The organism is Komagataeibacter melaceti (assembly GCF_003403295.1).
GTDB classification, from domain to species: Bacteria; Pseudomonadota; Alphaproteobacteria; order Acetobacterales; family Acetobacteraceae; genus Komagataeibacter; species Komagataeibacter melaceti.
Window position 1 is genome coordinate 1 of sequence record NZ_QUWV01000029.1, and the last position, 21,421, is coordinate 21,421.

Consider the following 21,421-nt stretch of genomic DNA (forward strand, 5'->3'; position numbering starts at 1 on the left):
ACACCGCCGCCCCTGCCGAAAGCGCGCCCCCACCCCCGCCGGTGGATAACAGCAAGGGCAGCGTGACCGGGCTGCCACTGCCCCGCTTCGCCGCCCTCCGCGCCGATGAGGTCAACCTGCGCACCGGGCCGGGCCAGCGCTACCCGATCGACTGGGTCTATCACCGCCGCGGCCTGCCGGTGAAAATCGAGCGGGAATTCGACGTCTGGCGCCTGGTGGAGGACGCGGACGGGCAGAAGGGCTGGGTCCAGCAGGCAACCCTGGTGGGAACCCGCACGTTTGTCATACCGGGTCTCCCGCCGCAGGGTGACGCGGCGCAGGCCGGGCAGCCTGACGCCAAACAGACCGACGTGATCGGCCGGGCCGATACCCGGCTGGTCGGGCATGTGGCCGACGCCACGCAGGCGGCGGACATAAAGGGCGCGGTCATGCTGCGTGCCGATGCCAGCACCACCTCCGCCATCGTGGCCGTGCTGCGCCCGGGCGTGGTCGGCACCCTGCGCCAGTGCCAGGCGGGAAGCCCGTGGTGCAAGGTCTCGGTCAAGCAGTACGGGGGCTGGCTGGAACGTAGCGCCATATGGGGACTATTGCCGCAGGAGGTCATCTCGCCTTCCTGAGGGCCGTCATGAACAGATCGGGAGAAAATGAATGCCGGAAACACCATATCGCGCCCTGCGCCGGACCAAGATCATATCGACACTTGGCCCGGCCACATCGGACCATGCGGCCATACGCGCACTGGCCGTGGCGGGGGTGGATGTTTTCCGGCTCAATTTCTCCCACGGCACGCATGAGGACCACGCCGCCCGCCATGGCGTGATCCGTGATGTGGAGGCTGAACTGGGCCGCCCCATCGGCATACTGGCCGATGTTCAGGGCCCCAAGCTGCGTGTGGGCAATTTCGCCAACGGGCGGGTGCAACTGACCGCAGGCGCCCGGTTCCGGCTTGATCTGGACCCCACGCCGGGCAACGAAACCCGCGTCTGCCTGCCCCACCCTGAAATCCTGTCCACCGCGAACGAGGGCAGCTCCCTGCTGCTTGATGACGGGCGTCTGGCGCTGCGGGTGTGTGAACGGGGTAATGGCTTCCTGCTGACCGAGGTCACGCTGGGTGGCGCGCTGTCCGACCACAAGGGCGTCAACGTGCCCGATGTGGTCCTGCCCATCCCGGCCCTGACGGACAAGGACCGCGCGGACATGGCCTTCGCGCTGGACCTCGGCATCGAATATGTCGGTCTGTCCTTCGTCCAGCGCGCGGATGACGTGCGTGAGGCCCGTGCCCTGGCCAATGGCCGCGCATGGATCATGACCAAGCTTGAAAAGCCGCAGGCCATGGACAACCTCGAGGAGATCGTCGCCCTGTCGGACGCGGTCATGGTGGCGCGCGGCGATCTGGGCGTGGAACTGCCGCCCGAACACGTGCCGCTGGCCCAGAAGCGCATCATCCGCATGGCCCGGCAGATGGGGCGGCCCGTCGTGGTGGCGACCCAGATGCTCGAAAGCATGATCCACGCCCCCACCCCCACCCGCGCCGAGGCATCGGACGTGGCGACGGCGGTGTTTGATGGTGCGGACGCCGTGATGCTTTCAGCCGAGACGGCAGTCGGTTCCTACCCGCGTGAGGCCGTGGCCATGATGGACCGCATCGTGCGCCGGGTGGAAGGTGACGAAGGCTGGCGCCGCCAGATGGAAGGCTCCGGCCCCGCGCCGGAACATGACGTGACGGGTGCGATCGCTGCCGCCACGCGGCAGGTCGCCGCCACGGTGGAGGCATCGGCCATCGCGGCCTTTACCCTGTCGGGACGCACCGCGCTGCGAATCGCGCGCGAACGCCCGGCCTGCACCATCCTCGGCCTGACCCCCACCGATGACATCGCCCGCCGACTGGCCGTGGCGTGGGGGGTGCAGGCCATATCCGTCGGGCAGGAAGCCCCGGTCCATACGATTGAAAGCGTGGTGGACCAGGCCCTTTCCGTCGCGCGGATGGATGGCTACGGCACGGTAGGTGACAGGGTGGTGATTGTGGCGGGGCTGCCGTTTGGCGTGGCGGGCAGCACCAATACGCTGCGTGTCGCCATTATCCGATAGGGCTTATGCCTGCCGGTTCTCGATCAGGCTGCGCCGGATGGCGCGGCCACGCCTGATCCGGCCCACGATCACATCCTCATTGCCGGTGCGGATGGCCTCGCCCATGGCCTGCGCGTCCGCGATGAAGCGGTCGAGCAGTTCCAGCAGCGCCTCGCGGTTGTTGAGGAAGATGTCACGCCACATCGTCGGGTCCGACGCCGCGATGCGCGTGAAATCCCGGAACCCCGACGCCGCGAAATCCAGCACCTCGGAACGGGTTTCATCCGCCAGGTCATCGGCCGTACCGCAGATGGTGAAGGCCAGAAGGTGCGGCAGGTGGCTGACAATGGCGCAGACCCGGTCATGGTGCTCGACCGTCATGCAGCGCACGCGCGCGCCCATCATCTCCCACAGGGTGGTGATGCGGGTGATCGCCGCGGGCGGCGTGTTCTCCGGCGGGGTCAGCAGGCACCACCGGTCCTCGAACAGGGTGGCGAAACCGGCGTCCGGTCCTGAAAACTCGGTGCCCGCCATGGGGTGCGCGGGCACGAAGGCAATATCGGGATGCGCCGCAAGCAGCGGCTGCACGGCGTCCATGACCGTTTTCTTGACCGACCCGACCTCACTCAGGATCGCGCCGGGCTTCATGACCGGCAGCACCTGTGCCGCCACCATGGCAATCGCCCCGACCGGCACGCAGATGATGACGCAGTCCGCCCCCCGCACTGCTGCGACCGGATCGGCCTCGACCGCATCGGCAATATCCAGTTCGGCCACCCGCGCGCGGACTTCGGGGCTTATGTCACATGCGACCAGATGGCGCGCGATGCGCCGGTCTTCACGCGCGCGGCGCAGGATGGATGAGCCGATCAGGCCGGGCCCGATAATGACCAGCGTATCGAACAGGGGGGTGGTGGGTTCCGGCATGGGGGTGTCTGTCTGGCTCGGGGTTTGAAAAAAGCGCGGTCAGTCCCGCGCGGCCTCCGTGCGCTCACGCAGGGGGCCGGATGCCGGAAGCGGTTCTGCCGCATCATCGGGCATGGAACCGGCTGATTTGTTGCGCAGGGCCCGCATTTCCATCCCCTGCCATGTCAGCAGCATGGGAATACCGATGACCAGCTCACGCCCGCGCCGCAACAGCGACAGCCCCAGCGAGACCGAGGGCGGGATGCCAAAGGCCGATCCGAGCGTGATATAGGCCGCTTCCTGCACCCCCAGCCCCGCAGGCACCAGGAACGAGACGGACATGATGCCGCAGGCCACGCCCTCGATCGCGACGGCGCCGCCAAAGCTCAGATGTGCGCCCAGGAAGTAATAGGCGACCCAGATCGTGGCCGCGCTGCCCAGCCAGCCCACGTAATGCAGCAGCGCGCCCTGCACGATGCGGCCGGGGCGCGACCAGATGGCATTGAAACGGTCCTGGATGCTGTCCGCGCTGCTCAGCATGGCATCCTGCCACTGCGCGGCCATGTTGCTGCCCAGCTTGCTGCCCACACGCTTGAGCAGGTCGCCCCCGTGGCGCTGGGTCCAGATGAAGCCACCGATGCCAAGGCTCAGCAGCACGAGGCCGATGATGACCGGGCGCGCGAACGGGCTGGACTGCTGGTGGGCCACAAGACACAGCACGGCGGTCAGGATGAACAGGATCTGGCCCATCACCTCGGTGGTGATGTCCACCAGGTTGGCGCAGGCGGCTTCCCCACCGCTTATGTGCTTGCCGTGCCCGCGCGCGAACAGGTCGCTTGAACAGGTGGCCCTGATCCCCACCACCATGCCGCCAAGCTGCGAGAACGGCAGGCATGCGGCAGCCGCATCGCGGATCATGCGCGAAACCAGCAGCTGCACGAACGGAATGTCCCGACAAGCCGCGTGCCACGCAAGACCCAGTATTGCGTCAACTGCAAGCTGCGCCACCACGGTCGCCATGAACCCGACGAACCCGATGGAGACGATGGCCCTTATTACCGAACCGGCCCCGTACCACGCGGTGCAGCCAGTCAGCAGGGCCAGGCCAAGGATGGCCAGCAGGATGGTGAGCTTTCTCAAAAAAGATCCGTCTTGGTCTGTGGGCGTCTGAACACCGGGTGAAATCGTACCACGATGGTCAACTGGGCCTGACTTACACTACCGGAGGGTCTGGCGCCACCGGGAGGTGTCGGGATAAATGGAACGCCCGCTGGTTGCGAGTCCGTATCGCAATCGTGAATTCTGTCCCCTGACGGAGTGATCATTCAGACCATGACAGCCCCAACCCTTGTGACCGGTGCGACCGGTTTTGTCGGCTCGGCCGTTGCCCGCAACCTGGTGGAACGTGGGCACACGCTCCGGCTCATGGTACGCAAGGGGAGCGACCTGACCAACCTGCGCGACCTGCCCGCCGAACTGGTGGAGGGCGACCTCTCCACCCCCGGCAGCTTTGACGCGGCGGTGAAGGGCTGCCGCTACGTGTTTCATGTCGCGGCGGATTACCGCCTGTGGGTGCCCGACCCGGTACCGATGATGGTGGCCAACGTGGAGGGCACGCGCGCGCTCATGCTGGCAGCGCAGAAAGCGGGGGTGGAGCGGATCGTGTACTGTTCCTCCGTCGCGGCGCTGGGGCTGATCGGTGATGGCACGATCTCCGATGAGGAAACGCCGGTGCACGAGCATGGCGTGATCGGCATCTACAAGCGCTCCAAATACCGCGCCGAGCAGGAAGTCCTGCGCCTGGTGCATGAGCGCGCCCTGCCCGCCGTGATCGTGAACCCCTCCACCCCCGTCGGCCCGCGCGACATCAAGCCGACCCCCACCGGGCAGATGATCCTGGACTGCGCGGCGGGCCGCATGCCGGCCTATGTCGATACCGGCGTGAACATCGTGCATGTGGATGACGTGGCCGAAGGCCATGCTCTGGCGCTGGAACGCGGCCGGATCGGGGAGAAATACATCCTTGGTGGCCAGAACTACCTGCTGCGCGACCTGTTCGCCATGACGGCGGAACTGGCCGGTGTCGCGCCGCCGCGCATAAGCCTGCCGCAGGCGGTGATCTGGCCGGTGGCCGTGGCGAGCGAATGGCTGTCCCGCGCATTTGGCATCGCACCCCGTGTCACGCGGGAGATGCTGGCGATGTCGCACAAGAAGATGTTCTTCTCCTCCGACAAGGCGATCCGTGAACTGGGCTATGCCCCGCGCCCCGCGCGTGAGGCGGTGAAGGACGCCATCGACTGGTTCCGTCAGCACGGCATGCTGGACTGAGGTTGCGGTCATGCTTGTGCTTCCCCTCTCCGTCCTTGCCCTTGTCATCTGGCTGGGACTGATTTTCTGCCATGGCCGGTTCTGGCAGGCCGGTCCCATCCTGCGCCCGGTGCGGGGCGCGCAGCTTGCGGGCCAGAAATGCCCCGAAGTGTGCGTGGTGGTGCCCGCGCGGGATGAAGCGGCCTCCGTCGTGCAGTCTGTCGGTTCGCTGCTGGCGCAGGACTATCCCGGTGAGCTGCATGTCATACTGGTTGATGACAACAGCACCGACGGCACCGGCAGGCTGGCGCGTTCCGTGCCGGACCCGAAAAAGCGGCTGACGGTGGTCAATGGCAGGGCACGGCCGCCGGGATGGAGCGGCAAGCTGTGGGCGGTGGCCCAGGGGGTGGCGCGGGCGCGTGAACTCATGCCCGATTCCAGCGGCTTCGTGCTGCTGACCGATGCCGACATCACCCACGACCCGCGCCATATCTCGACACTGGTGGCCAAGGCGCAGGCCGATCACCTCGATCAGGTGTCCGAGATGGTGGAACTGAACTGCGCCAGCGCGGCCGAGCGCATGCTGGTCCCGGCGTTCGTGTTCTTCTTCACGCTGCTCTACCCCTTCGCCAGTGTGAACAACCCGCGCAGCCGGGTGGCGGGGGCGGCAGGCGGCACGGTGCTGGTGCGCTGGTCGGCGCTGGCGCGCATCGGCGGGATCGAGAGCCTGCGCGGCGCGCTGATAGATGACTGCACGCTGGCCGCCCACATCAAGCACAGCGGCGGCGCGATCTATCTGGGCCATAGCTGTCTGGCGCGCTCGATCCGCCCCTACCCCAACCCGGTGGACATCTGGCGCATGGTGGCGCGCACGGCCTATGTGCAGCTTGACTATTCACCCATGATGCTGGTGGGCACCATCATCGGCATGACCCTGCTGTGGCTCGTGCCCATGCAGCTTGCCCTGTTCGGCCACGGGCTGCCCTGCCTGCTGGGGGCCGGGGCCTGGGTCATGTCCATGGCGTCGTACACGCCCACGCTGCGCCGCTTCGGGCAGTCACCCGCATGGGCGATGTTGCTGCCGGCCATCGCCGGGTTCTATATGCTGGCCACGATCGGCTCGGCGGTGGACCACCACCGGGGCCGGGGCGTGGTGTGGAAAAGCCGGGCCTATACCGAACCTGACGGCGCGATCTCGACCTCCATGCGGGGGGAGGGCCGCGCCACCGTAATGAACCGCACCATGGGAGATGACGTAGGGTGAACACTGATGAGCGGGCCGTGTGGGGGGACGCCGATGTCTCGTCCGGCAAGGATGCCGGCGATGAGAACTTTCCGGTAGGTTCCCTGCTGATCAGCCGCAGGCTGCGTCCGCACGTACATGCCTATTACGATTTCGCCCGCGTGATCGACGATATCGTCGATACCGACCGGCTTGATGCGGAAGCCAAGATCGCGCGCCTCAACGCCATGGAGGACGTGGTGCTGGGCCGCCGCGCCGCCCCCGCCCGGCGCGATGCGCAGACGGCGGTGCGCGTGGGCCGCACGCTGGCGCAGACCGGCGTCTCCACCCCGACCGCCACGGACCTGATCGTGGCGTTCCGGCAGGACGCGGTAAAGAACCGTTATGATTCGTGGGAGGAACTGGCGGAATACTGCCGCTATTCCGCCAATCCCGTGGGGCGCTTCCTGCTGGAACTGCATGGCGAGGACCCGCGCACGTTCGGCCCGTCCGATGCGCTGTGCACGGCGCTGCAGGTCCTGAACCACCTGCAGGACTGCGCCGATGACCTGCGCAACCTTGACCGCTGCTACCTGCCGCGCCCGTGGCTTGAGCGCGAGGGCGTGGCGGTGGACGACCTGCGCCGCCCCGCCACCGTGCCGGGCCTGCGCCGGGTGTTCGATGCGCTGCTTGACCGGGTGGACATGCTCAACCGGGAGGCGGCGAGCCTGCCGGGCCTGATCCGTGACCGGCGCATGCGCATGGAGGCGGCGGTGATCGTCGGGCTTTCGCGCAGGCTGGCGGCGCGGCTGCGCAGGCAGGACCCGCTGGCGGAACGGGTCAAGCTGTCGCGCAAGGATGTTCTGGGCGCCCTTGCCGGGGCGGTACGCACGCTGGTCTAGGCGCGGATTTTGTCCTTGGCCATGATTGCCGCTAAGAACAGGCGGACTGTAATCGTAAACTGAACGGAACACGCGGGAATGGGTTTTTTGCGCGCGCGGCATGATGAGGCCCCGGTACTGGGCTGCGACCCCGCCGACCTGGCGGCGGTGGAGCAGGTGGTGGTGCGTTCGGGTACCTCCTTTGGCAAGGGCATGCGCATCCTGCCGCCGGACCGGCGGTATGGCATGTACGCGGTCTATGCCTTCTGCCGCCTGGTTGATGACGTGGCCGATGATGCGGGCGAGGCCGAGGACAAGTGCCGCAGGCTGGAAGAATGGCGCGCGCGCATCGCCCGGCTTTACGCCGGGGAGGCACGCGACGGCATCGACCGCGTGCTGATGGCCACCATCCGCCGCTTCGGCCTGCGGCATGAGGATTTCACCGCCGTGATCGACGGGATGGAGATGGACGCGCGCGGTCCCGTCATCGCCCCGGACGAGGCGACGTTCGACCTGTACTGTGACCGCGTGGCCTCGGCAGTGGGGCGGCTGTCGGTGCGGGTGTTCGGGGATTCCTCGCCCGCTGCGGATCAGGTCGCCTACCACCTGGGCCGTGCGCTGCAGATCACCAACATCCTGCGCGACGTGGCGGAGGACGCGCGGCTTGGCCGCCTGTACCTGCCGCGCGAACTGCTGGAACGCTTCAACATCCCGCCCGAACCCGCCGCCGTGGTGCGTGCGCCCACGCTGGAACAGGTGGGCCGCATCCTGGCCGGTCGCGCGCATGACCATTTCCGCGCCGCCGCCGCCGCCATGGCCCGGTGCGACCGCACGGCCATGCGCCCCGCGCGCCTGATGGGGGCGACCTATGCCGCCATCCTCGCCGCGCAGGAGCGTCAGGGATGGAAGACACCCGAACACCGCGTCTCCCTGTCGCGCCCGCGCAAGGTGCTGATCGCCCTGCGCGCGCTGGTGGGCTGAGGCATGAGCGGGCATGTCCATATCGTCGGCGGGGGGCTGGCGGGGCTTTCCGCCGCAGTCGAACTGGCCGGCGGCAGCGAGCGTGTCACGGTCCATGAGGCCGGTCCGGCCTGTGGCGGGCGGGCGCGTTCCTACCTTGACCGGCATCTGGGCTGCCGCATCGACAATGGCAACCACCTGCTGCTGTCGGGCAACCCGGCGGTGTACCGCTATCTGGGCCTGATCGGGGCGCAGGATACGCTGGTTGGCCCCGGTCGCCCGGTTTTCCCGTTCGTGGATCTGGCGGAGCGGCTGCGCTGGACGCTGGACCTGTCGCGCGGGCGGCTGCCGCTGTGGGTGCTCTCGCGCCGCAGGCGTGTGCCCGGCATGCGGCTGGCGGAACTGCGCGGGCTGCTGGCGCTTATGGAGGCCACGCCGGACATGGTGGTGGCGGACTGCCTGCAACCCGGCAGCCTGTCGCGCCGCCTGCTCGAACCCTTCGCCATTTCCGTGCTCAACACCATGCCCGATACCGGCAGCGCCGCCCTGCTGGGCGCGGTGGTGAAGGAAAGCCTTGCACGGGGCGGGCGCAACTGCCTGCCGCGCTTTCCGGCGCAGGGCCTGTCCGAAAGTTTCGTGGACCCGGCACTCGATCACCTCGCAACACTCAAGGCGGAGGTCCGCACCGCAAGCCGGGTCAGCGCCGTGGAAATGGATAATGGCCACGTCACCGCCCTGCGGCTGGGTGAGGCACGCATCGCCATCGGCCCGCATGACACGGTCATCATGGCCGTTCCGGCTCCGGTCGCGAGCAGCCTGCTGGCGGCGGAACTGCCCGGCTTCAGCGCGCCGGATGCGTTCGAGTCCATCCTGAACGTGCATTTTGCGCTGCCGGAGGCCCCGCGCCTGACGGGCGGGCTGGCGCAGGCCCGCTTCATCGGCGTGGTGGGAGGGGTGAGCGAATGGGTGTTCGTCAAGGATCGCATCCTGTCGGTCACGGTCAGCGCCGCCAACCGCTACGACACGCGCGACCAGGACGAACTGGCCGCAATCATCTGGAACGAGGTGCGCGCCGCGATCGACCCCGCCGCCACGGCTCCGCTGCCGGTGGCCATGCCGCCGCTGCGCATCGTGCGTGAAAAACGCGCGACATTCGCCGCGACTCCGGCGCAGGACCGCCTGCGGCCCACCACGCGGACCATGGCGGGCAACCTGCTGCTGGCGGGAGACTGGACGGCAACGGGATTGCCCGCCACAATCGAGGGCGCGATCCGGTCAGGCCATGCTGCAGCGCAGGCCGTTCATGCCCGCAGGGGCCTGCCGGGCCGACCGAAATGAAAACGATTTACGGATTTGCAATAGGCCCCCGTCACGGCACGGGGAACGTGGAATAATGGCGAACACAACCGAAACACTCACCGCTACCCGCACGAGCACCGACACGACCAGCGGCAAGGCCGATGCCGCCATGCCGCTGGACGCGGCCAGTCTGGAGCAGGCCGTAACCCGCGCCCACGCCGCACTGGGCAGGCGACAGGCCGATGACGGGCACTGGGTCTTTGACCTTGAGGCCGATGCCACCATCCCGGCCGAATACGTGCTGCTGGAGCATTACCTCGACCGGATCGACCCGAAGCTGGAACAGCGCATCGGCGTGTACCTGCGCCGTATCCAGGGAACACATGGCGGGTGGCCGCTGTATGAGGATGGCAAGTTCGACCTGTCGGCATCGGTCAAGGCCTACTTCGCCCTCAAGGCGATCGGTGACAGCGTGAACGCCCCCCACATGATCCGCGCCCGGCAGGCGATCCTTGACCATGGCGGGGCGGAACGGACCAACGTGTTCACCCGCATCCAGCTCGCCCTGTTTGGCGAGGTGCCGTGGGAAGCCGCGCCGGCCATGCCGGTCGAGATCATGCTGCTGCCGCGCACGGCCCTGTTCTCGGTATGGAACATGTCCTACTGGTCGCGCACGGTCATCGCGCCGCTGCTGGTGCTGGCCGCGCTGCGCCCGCGCGCCATCAACCCGCGCGACGTGCATGTTCAGGAACTGTTCGTCACCCCGCCGGCCAAGGTGCGCGACTGGATTCGCGGGCCGTACCGCTCGGTCTGGGGGCGTGTGTTCAAGTATGTGGACGCGGTGCTGCGCCCCGTCGAGAGCATGATCCCCGAAAAGACCCGCCGCAAGGCCATCAAGGCGGCGGTGGACTTCATCGAGCCGCGCCTGAATGGCGTGGACGGGCTGGGGGCCATCTACCCCGCCATGGCCAATACGGTCATGATGTTCCGCGCCCTGAACGTGCCCGATTCCGACCCGCGCGCCAAAACCGCGTGGGAGGCCGTGCAGCGCCTGCTGGTCAATCAGGGCGAGGAAACCTACTGCCAGCCCTGCGTCTCCCCCATCTGGGATACGGGCCTGGCCGGTCACGCCATGATCGAGGCCGCTTCCGGCCCCAACGGGATCGCGCCGGAAGAAACGAAGAAGAAGCTGGCCGCCGCCGGGAAATGGCTGCGCGAGCGCCAGATTCTGGATGTGAAGGGCGACTGGGCCATCAACCGCCCGGACCTGCGCCCCGGTGGCTGGGCCTTCCAGTACGCCAATGACTATTACCCCGACGTGGATGACACCGCCGTGGTAGGCATGCTGCTGCACCGGGAGGGTGACCCCGCCAATACGGAAGCCATCGAACGGGCGCGGGAATGGATCATCGGCATGCAGAGCACGAATGGCGGCTGGGGCGCGTTCGATGTCGATAACAACCTCGACCTGCTCAACCACATTCCCTTTGCCGACCACGGCGCGCTGCTTGACCCGCCCACGGCGGACGTGACCGCGCGCTGCATCTCCTTCCTCGCCCAGCTTGGCCACCCCGAAGACCAGCCCGTCATTGACCGCGGTGTCGCCTACCTGCGTGATGATCAGGAAAAGGACGGCTCATGGTTCGGGCGCTGGGGCACCAACTACATCTACGGCACATGGTCTGTGCTGTGCGCGCTAAACGCGGCTGGCGTCGCGCATGATGACCCGATGATCATCCGCGCCGCCGACTGGCTGCGCAGCCACCAGCGCGAGGACGGCGGCTGGGGCGAGGACTGCGCCAGCTACGAAGGTGCGGCACCTGGCACGTACAAGGAAAGCCTGCCCTCACAGACCGCATGGGCGGTGCTGGGCATGATGGCCGCCGGCCTGCGCGACGATCCCGCCGTGGCCCGTGGTGTCGCCTATCTGGGCCGCACGCAGGGCGAGGATGGCGAATGGGCGGAAGAGCCGTACAACGCCGTCGGCTTCCCCAAGGTGTTCTACCTGCGTTACCACGGCTACCGGCAGTTCTTCCCGCTTCTGGCGCTGTCGCGCTACCGCAACATGCAGGTCAGCAACAGCGGCCGCGTGGGCTACGGGTTCTGATGGCGGGGAAACGCTAGACATGTCCGACACAGCAACCACAGCCCCGTTCTCCCGGCTCGGGATCGTGGTGGGAATGGAGGCGGAGGCATCGCTCATCCGCCCGTTCCTGCCCCATGCCCGCTTCGGCCTGAGCGGGGCGACCCTGTCGGGCGCACGGCAGGCCGTGCTTGACCTGCTGGAAGGGGGCGTGGATGCGCTCCTGTCCTTCGGTCTGGCGGCGGGGCTTGATCCCGCCCTTGCGCCCGGCACGGTCGTCATCCCACGGCATGTGATGGTCAATGGCGAGCGTCTGGCCGCCTCCCCTGCGCTGCTGGCATGGCTGGGCGCGGAACGGGCGGATGTGGTTGGCGGCGACCTGCTGCATAGCGACGTGATCGTGACCGACGCCCGGCGCAAGACCGCCCTGTTCAGCCAGACGGGCTGCGTGGCGCTGGATATGGAAAGCGGCGTGGTGGCTGAAATGGCCAGCATGCGCAAGGTACCCTTCGCGGCCCTGCGTGTCGTATGCGACCCGGCTGACCGCACCCTGCCCCCCGCCGCCATGGTGGCGCTGCGGCCCGATGGCAGCCTGGCGGTGGGCGCCCTGATCCGCAGCATCGCGTGCAACCCGTTGCAGATTCCCGCCCTGATCCGCGTGGGGCGTGACGCGGGTGCCGCGCGGAATGCGGTCAAGGCCGTGCTGGCGCAGCGTTTTTCCTGAACAGGCCCCGGTCACGGCCGGGACATGACACATGGATGTGATGGTCGGGCCTGCCGCCCCCATCACGCCCTCCCTCCCCGCGCGAACGGGCCGGGCGGTATGGATGGGGCATGGGCGCATTTTTCCCACCCGGCAGGAAACCGGGCGGGGATGAATGTGCTATGCGGGACGCTGCTCCCTGCCGGGACTGCTTGACGCCCCGCGTAATGCGGGTGATTGATTCGCATCAATGTCAGCCATGGTCGATCCGCGTGACATAGGGCTGGCCGAAAGATCAGGAGAGACAGGCATGACACGCGCTGTGCTGGCACTGAATGCAGGATCATCCAGCCTCAAGTTCGCCCTGTTTTCCATCGAAAAGGGAGAAACGGCCACCGCGCCCAGCCACCGCATCGCATCGGGTGAGCTGGAGGGCATCGGCACGCACCCCCATTTCATTGCCCATGACGCCAGTGGCCACGTGCTGGTGGATGAACGGTGGGACCCCGCCGTTCCCGACGCCACGGGCAAGGTCAGCGCGGACACCGCACATCACGGCCCCATGGCGACCCTGATGGAATGGGTGGGCAAACAGCTTGGCGATGTGGACCTGATGGCGGTGGGGCACCGTGTGGTCCATGGCGGGCCGGAGTTCATCGCCCCCGTCCGCATCACGCCCGATATACTGGCCCGCCTTACGGCGCTGACCCCGTTCGCGCCGCTGCACCAGCCCGGCAGCCTGGCCCCCATCCGGGCGCTGCTGGCGCAGTATCCCGACCTGCCGCAGGTCGCGTGTTTCGACACGGGCTTCCACCACACCCTGCCGCCGGTGGCGCAGGCGCAGGCCCTGCCGCGTGACTACGCAGCACGCGGGGTGCGGCGCTACGGGTTCCATGGCCTGTCATATGAATATATCGCCTCCGCCCTGCGCAGTTGCGCGCCGCGCCTGGCGGAAGGGCGCACCATTGTCGCGCATATCGGCAGCGGGGGCAGCCTGTGCGCCCTGCGCGGCGGGCGCAGCATCGACACGACCATGGGCTTTTCGGTGCTGGACGGTCTGGTCATGGGCACGCGCTGCGGCCACCTTGACCCCGGCGTGATCCTTTACATGCTCAAGGAAGAAGGGCTGGGTGCGGCCGAGATCGAGAACATCCTCTATCACCGCTCCGGCCTGCTGGGCGTGTCAGGCATGTCGGCCGACATGCGCGACCTGCACGCCAAGGCCGCGACCAGCCCGGAGGTGACGCAGGCGCTGGACCTGTTCGTCTATCGTTTCACCCAGCAGGCGGGCGCCATGATGGCGGCGCTGGAGGGGCTGGACGGTCTGGTCTTCACCGCCGGCATTGGCGAAAATGACGCGATCATCCGCGCCGCGATCTGCGCGCGGCTGGCATGGGCGGGAGTTCGCATTGATGCGCAGGCCAACGCCACGCATCAGGGCGTCATCAGCACGCCGGACAGTGCTGTCGAGGTGCGGGTCATCCCCACCGATGAGGAAACAACAATCCGTCGGCATGTGCTGATGTGTCTGGCCTGAGCGCAGGCCGGACAGGGATGGACTATCTCGGAAGGAACGGAAATGAGTGAAACTGCATCCGCAACACCGCTGTCAGCAGCGGATGTCGCGCTGTTCAACAAGTGGTGGCATGCAGCAAACTATCTGTCGATTGCCCAGATCTACCTGCTGGCCAACCCGCTTCTGCGTGAACCGCTCAAGCTGGAACACACCAAGCCGCGCCTGCTGGGCCACTGGGGCACCACGCCGGGGCTGAACTTCCTGTACCTGCACCTTAACCGCATCATCCGCGAACAGGACCGCAATGTGCTGTTCATCGCCGGGCCGGGCCACGGCGCGCCGGGTGTCGTGGCCAGCACCTATCTGGAAGGGACGTACACCGAGTATTTCCCCTCCATCACGCAGGATGCGGACGGGCTGGCCAAACTGGTCAAGCAGTTCTCCTTCCCCGGCGGCATCCCCAGCCACGCCGCCCCGACCACGCCGGGCTCCATCCATGAAGGTGGCGAGCTGGGCTATTCCCTGTCCCATGCCTATGGCGCGGTCTTTGACAACCCCGACCTGGTCGTGGCCTGCGTTGTCGGTGATGGCGAGGCCGAAACCGGCCCGATGGCCACATCATGGCACAGCAACAAGTTCCTTGACCCCAAGAGCGACGGCGCGGTCCTGCCGATCCTGCACCTGAACGGCTACAAGATCGCCAACCCGACGGTGCTGGCCCGCATCTCGCCCGAGGAACTGCTGAACCTGTTCCGCGGCTATGGCTACGACCCCATCGTGGTGGAAGGTGACGACCCGGACACCATGCACCAGAAAATGGCCGTGGCGATGGACACGGCCTTTGCCAAGATCACGGACATCCAGAAAGCCGCACGCGAGAAGAACGAGACCGCGCGCCCGCTGTGGCCCATGATCATCATGCGCACCCCCAAGGGCTGGACCTGCCCCAAGACGGTGGACGGCCTGCGCACGGAAGGCTACTGGCGCGCCCATCAGGTGCCCATTACCGACATGACCAAGCCGGGGCATCTGGAACTGCTCGACAAGTGGCTGCGCAGCTACAAGCCTGAAGAACTGTTTGACGAAAACGGCACCCTTCTGCCCGAAATCGCGGCCCTCGCCCCCAAGGGCAACCGCCGCATGAGCGCAAACCCCCATGCCAATGGCGGGCTGCTGCGCCGTGACCTGCGCCTGCCGGACATTACGGAATACGCGGTGACCGTTTCCTCGCCGGGGCATGAGACGGGTGAGAGCACGCGCGTGCTGGGCGCATGGCTGCGCGACGTGATGAAGGAGAACCTTCCGGCCGGCAACTTCCGCGTCCTTGCGCCGGATGAAAACAACTCCAACCGCCTGAACGCCGTGCTGGATGTTACCGACCGGGCATGGAACGCCACCACCTATGATTATGACGATCATCTGGGGGTGAACGGCCATGTCATGGAAATCCTGAGCGAGCATACCTGCCAGGGCTGGCTGGAAGGCTACCTGCTGACCGGGCGGCATGGCTTCCTGTCGTGCTACGAGGCGTTCATCCACATTGTGGATTCCATGGTCAACCAGCACGCCAAGTGGATCAAGCAGGCTGATGAGGTCTCGTGGCGCGCGCCGATCGCATCGCTGAACTACCTGCTTACGTCGCATGTATGGCGGCAGGACCATAACGGGTTCAGCCATCAGGACCCCGGCTTCATCGACCACGTGCTGAACAAGAAGGCCAAGACGGTGCGGGTGTTCCTGCCGCCTGATGCCAACACCCTGCTGTGCGTGGCCAAGGCCTGTCTTGAAAGCCGCGACCGGGTGAACGTGATCGTGGCGGGCAAGCAGCCCGAGCCGCAGTGGCTGGACATGGATGACGCCATCGCGCACTGCGCCCGTGGCATCGGCATCTGGGAATGGGCCAGCAATGACAAGGGCGGTGAGCCTGATGTCGTCATGGCCTGCGCGGGCGACGTGCCGACCATGGAAACGCTGGCCGCAGTCCAGATCCTGAACCATCACCTGCCGGACCTGAAGATCCGCGTAATCAACGTGGTGGACCTGCTGACGCTCGAATCCCGCTCCCAGCACCCGGACGGGCTGGAAGATTCCGTGTTCGACAGCCTGTTCACCATGGACAAGCCGGTCATCTTCGCATTCCACGGCTATCCGGCGCTGATTCACAAGCTGGTTTACAAGCGGGCCAACAGCCGCAACTTCCACGTGCATGGCTACCGTGAGGAAGGCTCCACCACCACACCGTTCGACATGACGGTGCGCAACAACCTGGACCGCTTCCATCTGGTGCAGAACGTGATCCGCCACGTGCCCGGCCTTGCGGCCAAGGCGGCCTATGCCAACGAGGCGATCAGCAACAAGCTGATCGAACACAAGCGCTACGTGGCCGAACATGGGCAGGACCTGCCCGAAATCCGCAACTGGCGCTGGTCGTAAGACCTCCGCCTTTTTACGTGGTTAGGAAAAAGGGAGCAGAAATGCTCCCTTTTTTCATGCCCGGATGATCCGGCCCGTGCAGGCACGGTTCATGGCTGGTCCTGTTCCGGTGGGGTGAATGGCTGCGATGGCGGCGCCTGTGCCGCCATGTCGGAGGGGGAAGGCGGTAGCGGCCGGATGGTTATGATCGGCTGCGGCGCGGGGGGCGGCGAATCTGGCGCGGCTGCGGCGGATGCCGGGACTGATGGCGTGGATGCGCGATCAGCGGACCGCGATGGAGCAGGAGGCTCAGCGGGCTGTGGCAACGCCGGTGTCCCTGCGGTGGATTGCGGGACTGACGGCGTGGACGCCCGATCAGCAGACTGCGACGGATCGGACGGGTCAGGCTGCGGCACAGTGGTCTGTGACGGAACTGGTGCCTCCGGGTAAGACGCCGGAACAGACGGCGCGAATGTACGATCAGCAGGCTGCGGCGTGGCAGGTTGTGATGGGGCCGATGCGTCTGGGGCGGACGGTGGCGCCAACGCTGTGGATACGTGGTCAGCAGGCCGGGACGCGACAGCCGGAGGCGGAACCGATGCCACCATGGAGGGCGACGCTACAGGCCGTGGCGAAGCCGCTACGCCTGTAGGGGACGCCGCGCCGGGTGTCGCGGAGGAGGCAAGGTACTGGGCAAAACTTTCCTGTATCCTGCGCGCCTTTTCCGGGTCGGAGGCAATGGCCTGCGGGTCAGACGAGTCCACGACGACAATCCGGTCTCCCTGCAGCGGGCCGGGCGTATGCTCGGCCCCCAGCAGCGCCCGCACGGCGCGGGCGTTCGGGGCGTCATTGCGCACCATCAGGTCAAGCTGCCGGTCCAGCAGGCCATGGTGGTCGATAAAACTGTTCACGCGCGCGGGGATGCGGATGCACCCTTCGGAATCCGCCTGCCCCAGCCTCGATTCAAGAAAGGCGGGATCGGTCGCATGCATCTCCAGCCGCACCACCGCCAGCGCGTCCCTGCGCCGCCAGTCTTCCGTTGTCTGCCAGCCAAAGTCCCACACCCGCATGCCCTTGTCGCCATTGCCACGGATGCCGTATTCGTTCTTGGTGCCCAGCGCGCGATAGCCGTAAATCTGCCCGTCATTGCGGAATATGCCCACGGGCGTGCGGAAATGCTCCTTGCGCCCGGGCCTGCCCGTACTCACCGCCACCATGCCCAGCGGCGTCAGGTCATGCCGCGTCGGGTCCGACAGCACGAACCACATGAGCTGGACGGCAGGCGCGCGGTCCACCACCAGAATGACCTCGGTATCCGCAGGCCAGTTGCCGGTCCGGTCGAGCATGTCCATGCCCAGTTCCATGGCCCGCCGGGTCTGGCGCGGTGACAGGCGGGTGCGCTGGAGGCCAAGTTCGCGCCGGATGTCCTGCTGGAGTGCGATCGCGGCATCGGGCAGGGCCGCCGCCGGAGCGCCCGGAACCCGGCATGTCATGAACACGGGTATCAGAACCGGCAATATCCAGCGCATTGGAAGCATCATGCGGGCAGCCCCGGTCGGGAAGAGGGTATCATGACCTTGTACATCGCATCGGAAGCCCGAACGGGCCGGATGGAAACCATCGCACGCAATCATGAAACATGAAATACCAGACGACTATTGGGGGGATGTTAACATTTCACCTGTCTGTTAGGGTTTTCGATGTGATGGATTGCCATGCGCGTTTTACTGACCGGGGGATACGGCTTTATCGGGTCGGCCGTGGTGCGCCACCTGATAGAAAACACCCGCCACGATGTGCTCAACATTGACAGCCTGACCTATGCCGCCAGCCCCGACGCGGTAGCTGATGTGGCGGCGGACAGCCGCTACGGCTTCAGGCAGTGCGATATCTGCGATACGGCGGCGGTAGGCCGTATCCTTGACGCCTACCGCCCCGATGCGGTCATGCACCTGGCTGCTGAAAGCCATGTGGACCGCTCCATCGACAGTGCGGGCGTGTTCATGCGCACCAACATCATGGGCACCTTTTCCATGCTGGAGGCCGTGCGGGCCTACTGGCGGGAACTGCCGCCCGCCCGGCGCGCGGCGTTCCGCTTCCATCATGTCTCGACCGATGAAGTGTTCGGCATGCTGGGCCCGCATGATCCCCCCTTTACCGAAGCGACACCGTACAACCCCAGCAGCCCCTATTCCGCCAGCAAGGCGGCGTCGGACCATCTGGTGCGCGCATGGCACCACACTTATGGGCTGCCCGCTTTCATCACCAACACCACCAACAATTACGGCATCTGGCATTTTCCTGAAAAGCTGGTGCCGCTCACCATCATCAACGCCCTTGAGGGCAGGACGTTGCCGGTCTATGGCGCGGGCGACAACGTGCGTGACTGGCTGTTCGTCAGTGACCATGCGGAAGCGCTGGTCCGCGCGGTGGAACATGGCAGGCCGGGCGGGACATACGCCATCGGTGCGCGCCAGCCCCGCACCAACCTTGAGGTCGTACGGGCCATCTGCGCCGTGCTGGACAGGCTGTGTCCCGATCCCGCCGGGCCGCATGCCCGCCTCATCCGCCATGTGCCGGACAGGCCGGGCCATGATTTCCGCTATGAAATCGACCCCACCCACGCGGAGCGGGCGCTGGGCTGGACCGCGCGGCATGATTTTGAAAGCGGCCTTGAACTGACCGTGCGCTGGTATATCGACCATGCGCCATGGTGGCGGGCCATACGCGCCCGGCAGCAGGCCAGCCTGCCCATGGGGCAGGTGGCCTGATGGCCATGGCACAGCACGACACCACACACCGCCCCGCCACGCGGGGTATCCTGCTGGCGGGCGGTTCGGGCACGCGGCTGCACCCGATGACACTGGCCGTAAGCAAGCAGCTCCTGCCCGTATATGACAAACCCATGATCTATTACCCGTTATGCACGCTGATGATGGCGGGCATCCGGGACATCATGATCATTTCCACCCCGCAGGACCTGCCGCAGTTCCAGCGTCTTCTGGGTGATGGCGCGCAGCTTGGCGTACGCTTCGCCTACCGTGTCCAGCCCCGGCCCGACGGGATCGCGCAGGCGTTCCTCATCGCGGGGGACTGGCTGGCGGACGCGCCATGCGCGCTGGTACTGGGGGATAACCTGATCTTTGCCGATCACCTGCCCGCCATGCTGCGCAAGGCGGCGGAGCGCACCCATGGGGCCACGGTCTTCGCCTATCAGGTACGCGATCCCGAACGCTACGGGGTCGTGACCTTCGCGCGGGATGGCGCGGCGCTGGACATTCTAGAAAAACCCGTGCCCGCGCCGTCAAACTGGGCGGTGACCGGACTGTATTTCTATGATGGGCGGGTGCGGGAACTGGCGGCGGGCCTGCGCCCCTCCGCCCGGGGGGAGCTTGAGATAACCGACCTCAACCGCATCTACCTGGCTGAAAACGCCCTGCATGTCGAACGGCTTGGCCGGGGCTGCGCGTGGCTGGACGCGGGCATGCCGGACAGCCTCATGCTGGCGGGTTCCTTCGTGCAGACCGTGCAGGCGCGTCAGGGCATGCTGGTCGGATCACCGGAGGAGGCGGCTTTCCTCATGGGCTATATTGACGCAGCCCAACTCCGCGCGCTGGCCGGTCGCATGGGCCGCACCGAACTGGGCCGAACGCTTATGGCCATTGCGGACGGAGCCACGCCAACGCCCGCACCCTAGCTGGCCCCGGCCGCGCGCCGGGCGCAGATACGCCGCCAGATATTGCACCCGCCCATGCACAGGCAGCCCCCCGTCACCACCACGGCCAGCGGCGCGGGGCTGTGAAAGACCACATGGCCCAGTATGAAGCCACTGCCGGCAGCAAGGGAAAACTGGATCGTGCCCATAAGCGCGGACGCACTGCCCAACTGGTGGCCGTGATGGGTAAAGGCCATGACCGTCGCATTGGGGCCGATAAAGCCCAGTGATCCCGTCATGCCCATGACCAGCGCACACACCAGCAGCGGGTGCGCAGGCCCCGCCACCCCGGCCACCGACAGCCCGAGGCAGAGCACCGCAACGATCAGGCAGGACATGATCCCGCCATCCAGCAGGCGTGACAGGCCCAGCCGATGCACCAGCAGGCCGTTGAGCTGCGCGCAGGCGATGAACATCGCGGCGTTCAGGCCGAAGAAAGCGCCGAATTCACCGGGCGTGAACTGCAGCAGGTGCTCGAACACCACAGGGGCGGAGGTAATGTAGGCAAACATGACGAAGGAGGAGAAGCTGTTGATCAGCGCACTGGACATGAACACGGGCTCACGCACCAGCGCGGCATAGCGGCCGATCATGCCCGGCATGGAAAACGAGATCCGCTTGCCCACCGGCATCGTGTCGGGCAGGCAGGCCAGCACCGCCCCCAGCGCCAGCACGCCGTAGCCCACCGCAATGGTGAAGATCCAGCGCCAGTGCCCGAATGACAGCACCAGACTGCCCAGCGAGGGTGCGAGGATGGGCATGACCCCAAAGACCAGCATGAGCTGCGACATGATCCGCACGCACGCCGCCCCGGTCGCCACATCACGCACGATGGCGCGCGGGATCACGGCGCAGGCCGCACCACCCAGCGCGGCAATGAAGCGGCACAGGCAGAACAGGTCGAACCCGCTGACCACCGCGCACCCGAGCGAACCGGCGCAGAACAGGACCAGCCCTCCCACCAGCGGCACGCGCCGCCCCAGCCGGTCGGACAGGGGGCCAAGGCTGAACTGCCCCACCGCAAGACCTGCGAACCATGCCGCCAGCGTCACCTGGCTGGCCCCGGTGTGGCCGCCCGCCAGTTCCTGATCCATGGCCGGGAAGGCAGGCAGGTACATATCGGTGGCAAGCGGGCCGATGGCCGTGATCAGCCCCAGCAGGGCGATCATCCAGAAGGGCATGGCGGAAGGAAGCGGCTGGGAAGCTGGCATGATGATCCGGGACGCAGATGACGGAAGGGGAGCCACGGGCAGGGGCATATCCATGTTATTTCACACCGCTTGTCCATGCGCCGTGCCGCATGCATCCCATGCCCGCCACGCCACCCCCGTTTCATGGCGCGGCGGGTTT

17 protein-coding genes are annotated in these 21,421 nt (G+C 66.7%); 13 read left to right on the forward strand and 4 right to left on the reverse strand.

The annotated features are described in order from the left end of the window. Both DY926_RS03605 and pyk read left to right on the forward strand, forming a co-directional pair. Positions 1-617 (forward strand): SH3 domain-containing protein (locus DY926_RS03605; RefSeq protein WP_116702123.1); only part of this gene is annotated, 617 nt, incomplete at its 5' end. A gap of 31 nt (positions 618-648) precedes the next feature. Next, positions 649-2,088 (forward strand): pyruvate kinase, encoded by a 1,440-nt coding sequence (pyk, locus tag DY926_RS03610; protein ID WP_116702124.1) that lies wholly within the window; start codon positions 649-651, stop codon positions 2,086-2,088. Between the two features lie 3 nt (positions 2,089-2,091). On the opposite strand, the gene DY926_RS03615 is transcribed toward pyk, so the two are convergent. Next, on the reverse strand, positions 2,092-2,994 hold the full coding sequence (locus tag DY926_RS03615) for a prephenate dehydrogenase/arogenate dehydrogenase family protein (RefSeq protein ID WP_116702125.1): 903 nt from the start codon (positions 2,992-2,994) through the stop codon (positions 2,092-2,094). A 39-nt stretch (positions 2,995-3,033) separates the two neighbouring features. Next, positions 3,034-4,113 (reverse strand): lysylphosphatidylglycerol synthase domain-containing protein, encoded by a 1,080-nt coding sequence (locus DY926_RS03620; RefSeq protein ID WP_241503039.1) that lies wholly within the window; start codon positions 4,111-4,113, stop codon positions 3,034-3,036. 192 nt (positions 4,114-4,305) lie between these two features. Here DY926_RS03620 and hpnA point away from each other — a divergent pair, with 192 nt between their 5' ends. The 9 genes from hpnA to DY926_RS03665 all read left to right on the forward strand — a co-directional run bounded on the left by hpnA (position 4,306) and on the right by DY926_RS03665 (position 16,377). After that, positions 4,306-5,301: a hopanoid-associated sugar epimerase gene (gene hpnA, locus DY926_RS03625; RefSeq protein ID WP_116702173.1), complete on the forward strand. Its 996-nt coding sequence runs from the start codon at positions 4,306-4,308 to the stop codon at positions 5,299-5,301. 10 nt (positions 5,302-5,311) lie between these two features. Then, positions 5,312-6,544: a glycosyltransferase gene (locus DY926_RS03630; protein WP_116702126.1), complete on the forward strand. Its 1,233-nt coding sequence runs from the start codon at positions 5,312-5,314 to the stop codon at positions 6,542-6,544. After that, the gene (gene hpnC / locus DY926_RS03635) at positions 6,541-7,404 is read left to right on the forward strand and encodes a squalene synthase HpnC (protein ID WP_116702127.1); all 864 of its coding nucleotides are present in this window, start codon (positions 6,541-6,543) and stop codon (positions 7,402-7,404) included. The genes DY926_RS03630 and hpnC overlap by 4 nt, the downstream gene beginning before the upstream one ends. A 78-nt stretch (positions 7,405-7,482) precedes the next feature. After that, on the forward strand, positions 7,483-8,364 hold the full coding sequence (gene hpnD / locus DY926_RS03640) for a presqualene diphosphate synthase HpnD (protein WP_116702128.1): 882 nt from the start codon (positions 7,483-7,485) through the stop codon (positions 8,362-8,364). Between the two features lie 3 nt (positions 8,365-8,367). Continuing rightward, positions 8,368-9,681 carry a hydroxysqualene dehydroxylase HpnE gene (gene hpnE / locus DY926_RS03645; protein ID WP_116702129.1) on the forward strand — a complete coding sequence of 438 codons (1,314 nt, stop codon included), beginning with the start codon at positions 8,368-8,370 and terminating at the stop codon, positions 9,679-9,681. Between the two features lie 130 nt (positions 9,682-9,811). Beyond that, on the forward strand, positions 9,812-11,749 hold the full coding sequence (gene shc / locus DY926_RS03650) for a squalene--hopene cyclase (RefSeq protein ID WP_241503048.1): 1,938 nt from the start codon (positions 9,812-9,814) through the stop codon (positions 11,747-11,749). Between the two features lie 19 nt (positions 11,750-11,768). After that, the gene (locus DY926_RS03655; protein ID WP_116702131.1) at positions 11,769-12,449 is read left to right on the forward strand and encodes a phosphorylase family protein; all 681 of its coding nucleotides are present in this window, start codon (positions 11,769-11,771) and stop codon (positions 12,447-12,449) included. A gap of 289 nt (positions 12,450-12,738) precedes the next feature. After that, complete coding sequence (locus DY926_RS03660) at positions 12,739-13,965, forward strand: acetate/propionate family kinase (protein ID WP_116702132.1); 1,227 nt, start codon at positions 12,739-12,741, stop codon at positions 13,963-13,965. A 42-nt stretch (positions 13,966-14,007) separates the two neighbouring features. Further along, the gene (locus DY926_RS03665) at positions 14,008-16,377 is read left to right on the forward strand and encodes a phosphoketolase family protein (protein ID WP_116702133.1); all 2,370 of its coding nucleotides are present in this window, start codon (positions 14,008-14,010) and stop codon (positions 16,375-16,377) included. 89 nt (positions 16,378-16,466) lie between these two features. Here the strand turns inward: DY926_RS03665 and DY926_RS17805 are convergent, their stop codons facing one another. Beyond that, complete coding sequence (locus DY926_RS17805) at positions 16,467-17,849, reverse strand: L,D-transpeptidase (protein ID WP_241503040.1); 1,383 nt, start codon at positions 17,847-17,849, stop codon at positions 16,467-16,469. 222 nt (positions 17,850-18,071) lie between these two features. On the opposite strand from DY926_RS17805, the gene rfbB reads away from it, so the two are divergent. Together rfbB and rfbA are read left to right on the forward strand one after the other, a co-directional pair. Then, positions 18,072-19,127, forward strand: a complete 1,056-nt coding sequence (gene rfbB / locus DY926_RS03675) for a dTDP-glucose 4,6-dehydratase (RefSeq protein WP_116702134.1) — start codon at positions 18,072-18,074, stop codon at positions 19,125-19,127. A gap of 5 nt (positions 19,128-19,132) precedes the next feature. Continuing rightward, on the forward strand, positions 19,133-20,053 hold the full coding sequence (rfbA, locus tag DY926_RS03680) for a glucose-1-phosphate thymidylyltransferase RfbA (protein ID WP_116702174.1): 921 nt from the start codon (positions 19,133-19,135) through the stop codon (positions 20,051-20,053). On the opposite strand, the gene DY926_RS03685 is transcribed toward rfbA, so the two are convergent. Continuing rightward, positions 20,050-21,282, reverse strand: coding sequence for a multidrug effflux MFS transporter (locus DY926_RS03685; protein WP_186336066.1), 1,233 nt, complete (start codon positions 21,280-21,282; stop codon positions 20,050-20,052). The two genes, rfbA and DY926_RS03685, sit on opposite strands and share 4 nt — an antisense overlap. Positions 21,283-21,421 lie beyond the last annotated feature (139 nt).